Source organism: Nostoc sp. (assembly GCF_036917635.1).
Classification (GTDB): domain Bacteria; phylum Cyanobacteriota; class Cyanobacteriia; order Cyanobacteriales; family Nostocaceae; genus Nostoc.
The window spans coordinates 83844-97012 of the sequence record NZ_JBALCW010000102.1 but is presented as its reverse complement, the minus strand read 5'-3'; the positions used below and the strand labels follow the sequence as shown (position 1 = coordinate 97012).

The 13169-nt window shown below is 43.1% G+C and carries 12 protein-coding genes; 7 read left to right on the top strand and 5 right to left on the bottom strand.

Translation table 11 applies throughout. The annotated features are described in order from the left end of the window. Positions 1–59 precede the first annotated feature (59 nt). From V7K32_RS25915 to V7K32_RS25895, 5 genes are all read right to left on the bottom strand, one after another. Positions 60–311: a DUF6887 family protein gene (locus V7K32_RS25915; RefSeq protein ID WP_334997354.1), complete on the bottom strand. Its 252-nt coding sequence runs from the start codon at positions 309–311 to the stop codon at positions 60–62. Continuing rightward, the gene (locus V7K32_RS25910) at positions 298–486 is read right to left on the bottom strand and encodes a DUF6888 family protein (RefSeq protein WP_334997352.1); all 189 of its coding nucleotides are present in this window, start codon (positions 484–486) and stop codon (positions 298–300) included. The genes V7K32_RS25915 and V7K32_RS25910 overlap by 14 nt, the downstream gene beginning before the upstream one ends. A gap of 63 nt (positions 487–549) precedes the next feature. After that, entirely contained in the window at positions 550–846 is a 297-nt protein-coding gene (locus tag V7K32_RS25905; RefSeq protein ID WP_334997350.1) for a DUF7734 family protein, read from the bottom strand. Between the two features lie 17 nt (positions 847–863). After that, positions 864–1460: a DUF3177 family protein gene (locus tag V7K32_RS25900; protein WP_334997348.1), complete on the bottom strand. Its 597-nt coding sequence runs from the start codon at positions 1458–1460 to the stop codon at positions 864–866. 851 nt (positions 1461–2311) lie between these two features. Further along, positions 2312–2557: a Calvin cycle protein CP12 gene (locus V7K32_RS25895; protein ID WP_334997346.1), complete on the bottom strand. Its 246-nt coding sequence runs from the start codon at positions 2555–2557 to the stop codon at positions 2312–2314. 370 nt (positions 2558–2927) lie between these two features. Between V7K32_RS25895 and V7K32_RS25890 the strand changes: the two genes are divergently transcribed. The 7 genes from V7K32_RS25890 to kdpA (V7K32_RS25860) all read left to right on the top strand — a co-directional run bounded on the left by V7K32_RS25890 (position 2928) and on the right by kdpA (V7K32_RS25860) (position 13157). Continuing rightward, complete coding sequence (locus tag V7K32_RS25890; protein ID WP_334997434.1) at positions 2928–4163, top strand: FIST signal transduction protein; 1236 nt, start codon at positions 2928–2930, stop codon at positions 4161–4163. Positions 4164–5388: 1225 nt separating this feature from the next. After that, positions 5389–7134 (top strand): potassium-transporting ATPase subunit KdpA, encoded by a 1746-nt coding sequence (gene kdpA / locus V7K32_RS25885; RefSeq protein ID WP_334997344.1) that lies wholly within the window; start codon positions 5389–5391, stop codon positions 7132–7134. Between the two features lie 146 nt (positions 7135–7280). Beyond that, a complete protein-coding gene (gene kdpB, locus V7K32_RS25880; protein WP_334997342.1) occupies positions 7281–9422 on the top strand; it encodes a potassium-transporting ATPase subunit KdpB in 2142 nt (713 codons plus the stop codon). A 6-nt stretch (positions 9423–9428) separates the two neighbouring features. Next, the gene (locus tag V7K32_RS25875) at positions 9429–9698 is read left to right on the top strand and encodes a potassium-transporting ATPase subunit F (RefSeq protein WP_334997340.1); all 270 of its coding nucleotides are present in this window, start codon (positions 9429–9431) and stop codon (positions 9696–9698) included. Next, on the top strand, positions 9698–10336 hold the full coding sequence (gene kdpC / locus V7K32_RS25870) for a K(+)-transporting ATPase subunit C (RefSeq protein ID WP_334997338.1): 639 nt from the start codon (positions 9698–9700) through the stop codon (positions 10334–10336). The genes V7K32_RS25875 and kdpC overlap by 1 nt, the downstream gene beginning before the upstream one ends. A gap of 730 nt (positions 10337–11066) precedes the next feature. After that, positions 11067–11405, top strand: coding sequence for a hypothetical protein (locus V7K32_RS25865; protein WP_334997336.1), 339 nt, complete (start codon positions 11067–11069; stop codon positions 11403–11405). 51 nt (positions 11406–11456) lie between these two features. Continuing rightward, positions 11457–13157, top strand: a complete 1701-nt coding sequence (gene kdpA, locus V7K32_RS25860; protein ID WP_334997334.1) for a potassium-transporting ATPase subunit KdpA — start codon at positions 11457–11459, stop codon at positions 13155–13157. The last annotated feature ends 12 nt before the right edge of the window (positions 13158–13169 follow it).

Sequence of the window (13169 nt, the reverse complement as noted above, 5' to 3'; positions counted from 1 at the left end):
CTGCGATCGCCTAACTAACACTATAAAAAAGTAGATAACCTTTCTTTGACTCTCACAGATCACTCTTGGTCGGTCGGCTCTAACGCAGTGTTAGCCTGCTGACTACTGCTTCTTGCTGCTTCTAGCTTTTGACGAATCGCTGCTTGAACCTTCTCATCAAAATCGGGATCGTCGGGGCTTGCAACGATCCTACGCGGACGCTGATTAATCCTGTCTAAGTATGCTTGAAAAGCAGCGCGATCGCCGCGATGCTTGAGAAAATACTGTTTTAATTCAACATCAGACATTGAATCGTAATTAACTCGGCTCATCAGATAACTCTCCGTTGGGTAAAATTTGGAATTCAATCTCTTCGTCATACCCAGCAAGAATGTATACATTACGAGTCCGATTATCAACGCAAATGAGGTATATAGGCTGAAGCATGATATACGTCAGTTGATAGCTAATACGATACAAACTTGCTACTTGAGCAGCAGTAGGCATTTTAGTTAATTACACCACCATCTGCCCATTTTAGCAGTTTTGCATAACTGCCCAATTAAATAGTTAGATTCCCACTTCTGATAATAGAGTTTCCATAGCTTCCCCAGAAATTCCTTGTTGAATATAACGGGGTGCTTCAGGATTGTAAGGACTGGCTACTCGGTCAATGTTGAGAATCTTTGCCCCATCTGGTATAACTGGTACATCTGCATCAAATGCCGTTGGGCGCATCAAAGAACTGGAAAAGCCTTTGAAAACAGCAATTATATCTTGCTCATCAGCAATTTCCACCGTTACAATTAGAACTTCTTGGGGACGTTTAGCGGTGTATTGTTCCAGTCGCTTGCCAATGGAATCCATTTTTTTAAAAGTAACGCTTACTGTGGTGTAGCCGAGCGTCCCTGCTTGCCCAGCTTAATCAAAACAAAGTAACTTAAGTAAAGCACATAAATTACTAAACTAGCTATGCCGAGAAAACCTAAAAACTCAGCCTTGCTATTAGCATGGAAATATTCTTTGAATAGCAACGGAGCCTCAAACCAGACGCGACAATAAGAAGTCTTCAGCGCATTGCTAGAAAAAGCACAACCCAAAAAAGGGATAAAAGCTACTGCACCCAAAATACAATAAACAGTTGTCGCCCAGCGCCAAGAAGTAAAAATAAATTTCAAAGCACCACTGCTTTGATACTGAATTTCATCGTTGATATCCACCCAGAACCACAGCGAAATCGGGATCAAAATCTGAGCTATCAACCCAGAGATAAAGCTAACTGGATACTGGGCAATCATTAAGTAAATCGTGATTGCTACCAGGCTTGATACTCGCCAGTATATACCCAATAAGCGTTGTATGCTTTCTGCTTTTTGCACAAATGCCCAAATCAGAAGAATTAGCGGAATAATTACTAGGAATAATACTGCCAGTCGGTAATCCATCCAGATGAAAGGGCGAAACCAAACGTTATATTCCATAATTTTTCTCAAACGATAAATAAAACATTTCTAACCAAAAACAAGTATCCATAACTAATAAACCTGTAAGCTAGGGCTATTTTGTTCTAGATATAAAGCGCCCAGAACTTTAGTTCTTTGGCTTTTAGCTAAGGTTCGTTAAAAGGGACTATAACATGAGTCTCAGTCGTCTTTAGACGAGTTTCGCTATTAGACTCAGAATTCATTCTGAGGCGGGCTAGATGAGAATGAAATAGCCATGCCTGTAAGATATTAGCTAGCTAATAATCTATCTATATTACATAACAGTTTAATGAAAGCACAAAGTCTAGCCTCAAGATTGCGCTCTAACTTCTTTGTGCAAGCAAGTGGCTACCCAACTTATACCATTTCACCGAATTTATACTATAAATACGTTTGTAGGGGCATACAGATGTACGCCCCTACGCTCAATTCATTTGTTGCAAAGATTTTTGGAAAAGGTATTAATTAAATGGTAAATTCTTTAATTCACTTTCCTCAATCTCTCTATTTGGGAAAAAACAAGCAACTCAAAGCACCTCATCTCAGATTTTACACCTATTTGTAAGTAGCGTCAGCAAGAGTTCTAAAACCTACCAACCGACTATATACTCGGCACTCTCGGACAAAACCCCAATTTTTTGGGTGTAAAAGTTTCCTTTGTAAGATAAAAAACTCTCAAATTTTAACCCTTATACATGCATAACTCCAGATATTTCACCAATTATTTACCTGTTAGGGCAAATGATGAAAGAGGGGGAGTAAGATTGTAGGTGAGAGTACAAGATTTGAGTAAGTCAATTTTGGTTGCTTGTTTACCGAACGAAGATAAAATTTACTTGTCTAAATTTCTAGTCGTCGTAAACTCGGCATTCAATTGCATCTGGGTTGTCATCACAATACTGTTCTAGAGAGTTTTTTGGCTTGCTTTGGCGCTTGTGGGAAGCTTCGGCTTGCAATTCTTCTACTGCATCCCAAGCAGCAGCACACTCTGGTGAGCTGCTACCGCTAACGTCACAGACAGTACGCGCTTGCTCCACTTCTTCTTGGATTTTCTCTTGGATGCCGCTCTTTGCTGTTTCTTGAATGTTGGTCATTGCTTTAGTCTCGTTGTGTGTTGTTAATACTAGTATAGAAAAACTTCAGAAATGGCAGATTTTAGCTTGATTACTAACCATTCTAACCATTCAGCTAATAAGTTAGTATTTTAGCGTATTGATTTATAACCGATACAGTAAAGTGACGCATTTATAATGCATTCATCTTTATTTTTTAAGATTTTGTGGAATCAGTAGGATAGATAAACAATCATACAATATATTTAGATGCATCTATTAGCGAATGACAAACCCAGCTTCTTGGGATGGAGGAGACAAAAGGCTGGCACTAATTCTTGTCGGATGCAATGCTTCCCAAAATCAAAGATCAAAACCTAGTAGCCTAAAAATAGAAAGAAGCTCAAAACTCATGGCAGACCAAATGCAGTGGGCAAACGCCCTATCAACCCGTCATTCTTTAGAAGCCGCCGTTACAGATGTGGTGGAACAAGCTGTCTCATCGTTAACAGCACCTGCGGATCTAGGACTGGTATTCATTTCGTCTGCTTTTACGAGTGAGTATTCCCGATTGTTACCTTTGTTAGCTGAGAAACTTTCTGTGCCTGTGCTAATTGGCTGTAGTGGTGGAGGTGTGATTGGGACCAGAGTTAACGGAGAAATCCAAGAATTAGAAGCTGAACCAGCTATTAGCTTGACTTTAGCACACCTTCCAGGGGTGAAGGTTCAAGTTTTTCATGTTGTTGCTGAAGAATTACCTGATTTAGATAGTTCTCCAGATGCTTGGGTTGATTTGATCGGTGTGCCAACATCACCGACACCCCAGTTTATTTTGCTGTCTAGTTCTTTCGCTTCTGGAATCAACGATTTATTGCAGGGGTTGGATTTTGCTTATCCAGGATCGGTGATTGTGGGGGGACAGGCTAGTGGTGGGGGTATGGGTGGTCGTGTTGCCCTTTTTTGTAACGATACTGAGGGCGAGGAACAGCAAAGTCTGTATCGTGAGGGTACTATCGGTATAGCTTTGACTGGCAATATTGTTTTGGAAACGATTGTAGCCCAAGGATGCCGACCGATTGGTAAACCATTGCAAGTTACAAAAGCCGATCGCAATATTATTCTGGAATTAGATGAGCAAGTGCCTTTAGTGGTCTTGCGAGATTTGATTGCTAGTCTGAGCGAACACGAACGGACTTTAGCACAACACTCTCTGTTTGTTGGTGTGGCGATGGATGAATTTAAGCTGGCTTTGCAACAGGGAGACTTTTTAATTCGTGGTATTCTTGGGGTCGATCCAACAGCTGGGGCGATCGCAATTGGCGATCGCGTCCGTCCAGGACAAAGGCTGCAATTCCACCTCCGCGATGCCCAAGCCTCTGCTGAAGACCTAGAATTACTCCTCCAAAGTTATCAAACCCAACGAGACTCTGAACCCTCTGCTGTAGCTGCCTTAATGTTTGCCTGTCTAGGGCGAGGTGAAGGACTCTATGGTAAACCCAATTTCGATTCTGAACTATTTCGGCGCTACGTCAGCGATATTCCTGTAGCTGGTTTTTTCTGTGGTGGGGAAATCGGCCCTGTTGGCGGCAGAACCTTCTTACACGCCTACACTTCTGCATTTGGAATTTGTCGCCAAAATCAGTCATGAGTGATGAATTACACTCCTGACTCTATCCTATCTAATTTGTGAAAATTCGCGGTGTCCAGATCCCCGACTTCGTAAAAGTTGTCGGGGATCTAACTTTTTACAAATGATTAAAGGACTTCCAAGAAATAAATTATTCCAATACAGGACTTACGCAAGAACCCTCTAAAACTTTTATTCCTTTGTGTCCTTTGCGGACTTTGCGGTTCGTTTTATCCTGATTTTGCGTAAGTCCTACAATAAATAAACGAACCTTATTAGACACAGAGAACGCAGAGAGAAGAAATAGAGAGAGTTTTTGCGTCAGTTTTGGAACATTTTTTTATTTGGAAGTCCCTAAGTAGGGCTATAGTAGGTTTTTCTAAATGTCCACGATGCTAGGCTTGTAGCCTCAATGTTAAGATATAGGTTAACCCATATCTTAACTTTCTAACGTTAGAGACTTTAACCGCTACGCTTCTTAAGTCACCCCTACCCCTGTGAAACCAACTAGCTTTAGATCACCCCATGCGTGAGATGCTAATGAGGTTGTCATACTAATTCTGTATGAAGTATGCGCTAAACCATATTTAAGTACAAGAAAGAAAAACGAACCGCAAAGTCCGCATAGAACACAAAGAAAGAAAAAAGAAGTTAAGAGGGTTTGGCGCAGCCTCAAAAAGAAATGGTATCACTTTGAACTCTTTTTTCATGACGTGAAAAATCTGGTAGGCTATTCGGCAAAATGGGATGCTCCTGTTTAAGTGGAAAATAGCTCTTTGTTTAGGATTTAGCTGTCTTTCTATATTTGCAGATATATATCTATATAAACGCTCTGAATATTTATATATATATAAGTATATTCCTAAGAGAGACAAGTTTAAATATTAATTTATACCTTGTGTTCTCTGACAAAAAGCTTCATGATTGATTGAGGACATAATTATAGGTGAGTTCATCATAATGTCAATACCCTTCTAAGTAAGTCGGTGAGAATAAATCAAACTAGATTAAAATGTAAAAAATCTTGAGATTATTTCGTAGTGAGCGGCTTTAGCCATCACTTGAGGACTTTAGTCCTCAGCCAACGGTTTTGTTAATCGCTCATGGGGGAAAGCCCCAAAACAGCGATAACTCACTACAAACGTTGAATTATTCAGTCCGCTCTACTTATATTCTTTCTAATTCATAGCAAGAATATATTTTATACTAATCTGAAATTTATTTATGCCGGAGTTTAAATAATTCAATGCTAGAAGGATGGATTCAAATTGGATTAACGCTACTAATTGTAGTAGCAATTACTCCCTTTTTTGGGCGTTACATGGGGCGTGTATTCCTAGAGCAAAGAACTTTTCTAGACCCGATTTTGAATCCGGTTGAGCGAGTGCTTTACTCTTTGGTTGGCGTTCAAATCCAAGATAATATGACGGGTTGGCAGTATGCGCGAGCAATCCTGTACAGCAATGTAGTGATGATGTTGCTGATTTTCTTCCTGATCGCCAATCAGGGATGGTTACCGCTTAACCCGACCAAGATAGCCGCCCCAACTTGGGACACGATACTACACACGACGATTTCCTTCATTACCAATACCAACCAGCAGCATTATTCTGGTGAAACATACTTGAGCTACGGTAGTCAGATGTTAGGGCTAGGCTACCACATGTTCACTTCAGCGGCAACGGGCATAGCAGTAGCGATCGCCTTTATTCGCGGGTTGACTGGTAGATCGTTAGGCAACTTCTACGTAGACTTGATTCGCTCGATTACTCGAATTTTGCTGCCGATTAGTATTATCGGCGGCATTATATTTATTGCCCTTGGTGTGCCAGAAACCTTGGCGGGTCCTGCCGTATTTCCCACCTTAGAAGACCCTAACATTAGTCAGGCGATCGCTCTTGGGCCAGTTGCCCACTTTGAAATCATCAAACAGCTAGGCGAGAATGGCGGCGGCTTTTTTGCCATCAACTCAGCCCACCCCTTTGAAAATCCCAACGCATTTTCTAACTTAATTCAGATCGTGGCAATGCTTTCAATTCCCACGTCTCTGATTTATACCTATGGGTTGTTTGCAAATAACATCAAACAAGCCTGGTTACTCTACGGCATGGTCGGTGTAATTTTTCTCGGATTTCTGATTGTCACCGCCATTGGGGAATACAACGGTAATCCGGCTGTGAACACGCTTTTGGGCAGTCAGCAAGCGAACCTAGAGGGTAAAGAAGTCAGGTTTGGTTGGGCGCAATCAGCATTATTTGCGGTAAGTACAACCGGCACAATGTGCGGCGCCGTCAACAGTTTCCACGATTCCTTCATGCCCGCCGGCGGTTTTATTTTTCTCTCTAATATGTTCCTGCAAATCATGTGGGGTGGACAGGGTACGGGAACAGCTTACTTGTTCGCCTATAGCATCCTGGCGGTATTCGTCACAGGTTTGATGGTGGGACGCACCCCAGAATTTCTCGGACGCAAGATAGAAAAGCGGGAGGTCGTACTTGCTAGCTTCCTAATATTGCTGGTTCACCCGATCGCTATTTTGATTCCCGGAGCGATCGCCTTAGCTTTTCCTGACCAACTGGCAGGGATTAGCAATCCCGGCTTTCACGGCTTTTCTCAGGTGATCTACGAATATGCCTCAGCTGCTGCTAACAACGGTTCTGGGTTTGAAGGTTTAGGAGATTCACAACCTTCACCTTTAGCGATCGCTACAGGTACCAAAACTACCGCAACCGCCCTCTGGTGGAACCTGAGTACCTGCTTCAGCCTTTTAGCCGGACGCTATATCCCAATCATCGGTCTGCTGTTGCTAGCTGATAGCATGTCCCGCAAGCAAGCTGTTCCTTACACGACTGGTACATTGCGAACTGATACCGGACTATTTACAGGTGTCACCGCAGGTGTAATTTTAATCTTAGGCGCACTCACATTCTTCCCAGTATTAGCATTAGGGCCTATCGGTGAAGCCTTTTTTATCTCCAAAGGCATCGGCTAGGGAGTGGGGAGATAAGGGAGATGAGGGGGATGAGCGAGCAGGGGAGAAGAATTTTCCCCTCAGCAAGAGCAGCACCCCGCCCCTCTGCCTTTTCCTAATGCCCCATCCCCAATGCCTAATGCCGCCGAATACCCAATATTTAATGTATGCCAACTAAAACTGATTCTCGTTCGCCCCGTATTCCATCTGGAACTCGTGACTCGCGCAAGCACACCCCCAAAGCTGATTTAAAGGGACTTTACCAGAGAGCAATTCGTGAGTCATTTGTCAAGCTCGATCCGCGAATTACTGTCAGAAACCCAGTTATGTTTGTTGTTTGGGTAGGGACAATAGTCACCTTCCTTGTTACCCTAAACCCAAATCTGTTTGGGACAATTCAGGCAGATATCAATCAACAACGCCTGTTAAACGGGTTGATTACCTTTATTCTCTTTTTTACACTCGTTTTTGCCAACTTTGCCGAAGCTGTGGCTGAGGGACGTGGTAAAGCACAAGCTGATTCACTACGCTCGACGCGATCGGATACGATCGCTAATAAAATCCTCCCTGATGGTTCGATACAACAAGTCAATTCTACCGAACTGCGCCGGGGCGATTTGGTTCAGGTAGTTGCAAATAATATGATTCCCGCCGATGGGGATGTAATTAAAGGCATCGGCTCAGTTGATGAGTCTGCAATTACTGGAGAATCTGCCCCGGTATTGAAGCAACCAGCTACAGATATTGCCAGTTCGGTAACAGGCGGTACACGTCTACTTTCAGACGAGTTGACAATTCGGATTAGTGCCGATCCGGGACAAGGCTTTATCGATCGCATGATTGCCCTGGTAGAAGGCGCACAACGCACCAAGACTCCCAACGAGATTGCTTTGACGGTATTGTTGGCAGTACTAACGCAAGTATTCCTGATTGTGGTGTCAACTCTGCCCCCATTTGTTGGCTACATCGCTAGTTTTATCAGCACGGCCTTTGGCGTTGAGGCTGCAAACAGTTTGCGGGCGGGTGCTAGTGTTGCGATTTTAATATCGCTCCTGGTAGCTTTGATTCCCACAACTATTGGTGGTTTACTCAGTGCGATCGGTATCGCAGGGATGGATAGAGTTGCCCAGTTTAACGTCATTGCAACCTCTGGTCGAGCCGTAGAAGCTTGCGGCGACATCAACACCTTGGTGCTGGATAAGACAGGGACTATCACCTTGGGAAACCGGATGGCTGACGAGTTTATTCCTCTGGGTAATCATTCAATACAAGATGTGGCGCAAGTCTCCCTAGCTGCTAGCTTGTTTGATGAAACACCAGAGGGTAAGTCAATTGTAGTTTTAGCAGAAAGGTCTCAGGCTGCGGTAGACTTCAATATCGAGAAAGCCGAGGGTGTGGAATTTACCGCCAAAACCCGGATGAGTGGCACTAATCTACCCGATGGCAAACAAATTCGCAAAGGAGCGGTAGAGGCCATTAAAGGATTTGTCCGTTCTCGTGGCGGCCAAGTTCCTGATGATATAGACGCAGCTTATGAGCGAGTTTCCCGGTTAGGCGGGACACCTTTAGCTGTCTGCCAAGATGACAAAATTTATGGTGTCATCTACCTCAAAGATATTGTCAAACCTGGTTTGCGAGAACGATTTGACCAACTCCGGCGGATGGGTGTTCGCACCGTTATGCTCACAGGTGACAACCGAATTACTGCTTCGGTAATTGCTGAAGAAGCTGGAGTGGATGATTTTATTGCCGAAGCGACTCCAGAAGACAAAATTGAGGTGATTCGCTCCGAACAATCTCAAGGTAAACTGGTGGCAATGACCGGAGATGGTACTAATGATGCACCTGCCTTAGCTCAAGCAAATGTGGGTGTGGCAATGAACTCTGGAACCCAAGCTGCCAAAGAAGCTGCTAACATGGTGGACTTAGACTCTGACCCCACGAAGCTAATTGACTTAGTAACCATAGGTAAACAGTTGCTAATTACTCGTGGAGCCTTGACAACATTTTCCATCGCTAACGATATTGCCAAGTATTTTGCGATCATTCCGACTATCTTTGCAGCTGCTGGAATCGGCGCACTTAATATTATGGGATTAAAGAGCGCCCAATCTGCGATTATCTCGGCGCTGATTTACAACGCATTGATTATTCCGGCATTAATTCCGTTAGCACTTAAAGGGGTGAAGTTTTTACCTTTAACAGCAGATCAACTGCTACGTCGTAACATCTTCATCTATGGTCTTGGCGGCATTGTTGCTCCTTTCATTGCCATCAAACTGATAGATATTATCCTACCTTTGTCTTAATTTACTATGAAACCCGTTCAGAGCCGACGCGCGATCGCACCATCCCAAGTATTAGAAGAAATAACCGAAATCTGGTGTCAATGGCGTAGACAAAAACTGCCACTGTATTTATTCCTGGCGATGTGTTTCAATCTAGTGGTTGCACCTCTAGTCTATGCAGCGACTGGTGAACAACTTTCCCGCAGTCAATCTTGGGGATTGGGGCTGTTAGGATTAGTGACGCTAGGGCTTTCTATCTATCTATTTTTTGTAATGTTTGTACCGGAGAAATTCTAATGAGTTTTGCACGCGAAGCCGGTAGAGCCGTTCGTTCTACCCTGGTACTCTGGGTTATTGGAGCGATTATTTATCCTTTTGCGATGATTGCCATTGGGCAGATTGTGTTTCCGTTTCAAGCAAACGGCAGTCTACTGAAAAATACCGCAGGTCAAGTTGTCGGTTCTGCTTTGATTGGTCAACCTTTTACTAGCGATCGCTATTTTAACAGCCGTCCCAGTACCACCAGTTACAGCACAGCTGACCCCAAAAAAGATGATGGGGGAGTTTTGAAAACCGGAGTTTCTGGCGCTAGTAACTTGGCTCCCAGTAATCCCGCATTAATGGAACGCATCAAAGGTAAAGATGATCCAGACCCCACCAAAAAGATTGAAGGTGACTTCACTCGTCTGAAAAAAGCAGGTGTGCAGCCGACTGGTGATTTAGTCTACACCTCTGGTTCTAGCCTTGATCCTCACATTACTCCTGAAGCTGCGATCGCGCAAATTGGACGCGTAGCCAAGGCGCGAAAAGTTCAGCCAAACCAACTCGAAACTTTGATTTCTCAAAATACCGATGGTCGCTTTCTCGGCATCTTTGGTGAACCTGGAGTTAATGTGTTGAAGCTGAATTTAGCTCTGGATAAGATTAAGGCATAGGAAATAGCGAAAAAGGGATGTTCCTGATTATTGCTACGCCTCCGATTCAGAATCAATTTTTAATGATTACTTAAAATCAAAAGGCTTAGATTCCTGATTTATTAAATAAGTCGGGAATTTTGTTATTTACCGGACCATCTCAATGAGTGCTTAAATCTTTTCCCTCACCCTCAATCCGTCTCCGTGAGTTCGGAGAGGGGGTGAGGGTGAGGTTTTATATTTAATTTGACCCACTTACTTATATATCAAATCTATATCTCTAAATATATGCTTATTTAGCTAATCAATAAACACATCTTTTATCTACTTAATAAATCATATATATTCAAAATCTATCTAAAGAAATCTTATTTTGTCTGTAAAATATTGCACAATATTATTAAAGTTAAAAAAAATTTTGTGTTAAAAAACAAACAAATTTTAGAACCAAGCCTATTTGGCGTTTTAATCCAATCCAATAGCGTTTATTGCGGTATTCATTTAACTGAAATTAAATTACCCGATCAATGCGTTTTTTTAAGTATTTCCAGATAAAGTCAAGTAATTTCAGTAACAAATAACGCTAGTATTTTTGCTGAAGACTACATTTTAGCAATAGCAACCCATCCGATGATGGTTCCGGCTCTCAAAGTCACTCTGAAGAAAATTCATTCTGTTTACTATTCACTTAACAGTTGCTTACTAGAAGCTCGACCAATAGCCAGCCAATCTGTTAATTCAGATAACTCAGATGCACCAACAAATTTTAATTCCACATATTATTAGACATGACACAAAACCACAGGGAGGAGACATTCCTTTTGTAGCAGTGTTTTTGGCTCATATTTCCTTCATGATTGTTTGGGGAGTTGTCGTTTTTATCGTTTTATCTGTCTGCAAAGCAATAGAAGACCCCCCAGAAAATGCGACACAAGATAAAGACGAAATAGGAAGTATCAAAGATTTACAGCAACACCCCTGTGAAAACTGCGAATTTTTTACCAATAATTATTTTCTCAAATGTGCAGTACATCCTAACACTGCCCTAACCATACAAGCACTCAATTGCTCTGACTACAGCCCTAAATAGGTGAGTTTCTCGTTATCATAAAGCGATCGCTTTATCCCCCACTTTCCAATTATGATCCAAGGTTTTGTGCAAATCTTCCTCACCCTGTTCCTAGTGGTAATGTCAGTACCAACACTAGGACACTATTTAGCTGAAGTCTTCTTCATGCACAAAACCTGGCTCGATCCAGTGATGAACCCATTGGAGCGGTTAGTTTATCTCCTCATGGATATTGAAGCGGAAAATAACATGACTGGAAGAGAATATGCGATCGCTATTTTACTCAGCAATACAGCAATGGCAGTTTTAGCGCTACTACTGCTGATGTTTCAAAGCTTACTACCATTGAATCCCACCAATTTAGGAATACCCACTTGGGACACAGCATTACACACGACCATTTCTTTCTTAGTTGCTGCCGATTTGCAACATTATGTGCCAGAAAGCACAATGTCCTACCTGAGCCAGATAACAGCTTTAGGCTTCTTAATGTTTGTTGCGCCTGCTACCGGATTAGCAGTGGGAATTGCCTTCATTCGCGGCTTAACAGGTAGACCTTTGGGCAACTTTTATGTCGATTTGACTCGCTCGATTACGCGAGTATTATTACCCTTGGCTATTGTCAGTACAGTATTATTAATCCTGGGTGGTGTACCCCAAACCCTTGCCGGTCCTGTAAATTTTACCACCTTAGAGGGGGCAACTCAGGCGATCGCTCGTGGCCCGATTGCCCACTTTGAAAGCATGAAAATGCTGGGTGAGAACGGTGGAGCCTTCTTTAGTGGCAACTCTGCTCATCCTTTTGAAAATCCCAATGGCGGCACGAATTTGCTGCAAGTGGTGTCAATGTTGCTGATTCCCACGGCATTACTCCACACCTACGGTATCTTCATCGGTAAGTTAAAACAGACTCGCCTCCTGTTCTGGATGGTATTCGCCATTTTTGTATTTTTAATTGGCGTGACTGCCGTCGGGGAGTATCAGGGCAATCCCGCCGTGAATCTCTTGTTGGGTAGTCAGCAGCCCAATTTGGAGGGTAAAGAAGTCCGATTGGGCTGGGCGGAAACTGCCTTATTTGCCATCACCACAACAGCAACCATGACTGGTTCTGCTAACGGCATGTTCGACTCGCTGATGCCAACCGGTGGATTTTGTGCTTTGCTCAACCTGTTTTTGCAAGTAATCTGGGGAGCGATGGGTACTGGGGCAGCTTATTTGGTAGTGTACATGTTTTTGGCAGTTTTCCTGACTGGCTTAATTGTGGGGCGAACGCCAGAGTTTTTGGGACGAAAAATCGAGAAACGGGAAATTACGCTGGCAAGTATAATTATTCTCATCCACCCGCTATTGATTTTCCTGCCAGGTGCTATTACCGTAGCTTTTCCTGAGCAACTTGCAGGTATGAGCAATCCTGGCTTTCATGGTTTTACGCAGCTGATTTATGAGTATGCATCGGCGGCGGCGGGTAACGGTTCCGGTTTTGAAGGTTTGGCAGACACCCAACCCGCCCCGACAGCTTTGTGGTGGAACCTGGCAACAGCATTTACCCTCTGCATGGGACGGTTTATTCCCATCGTTGTTTTGTTGTTACTAGCAGATAGCCTGTCCTCCAAGCAACCTGTACCGCCTTCAAGCGCAACCCTAAATACAGATACTCAACTATTTACTGGTATCACTGCTGCCACAATTTTGATTCTGGGAGCATTGACATTTTTTCCTCTTTTGGTTCTGGGGCCTGTTGCCGAAGCCTTCCAAATCGCCATAGGAAAATAGCAAATTTACATC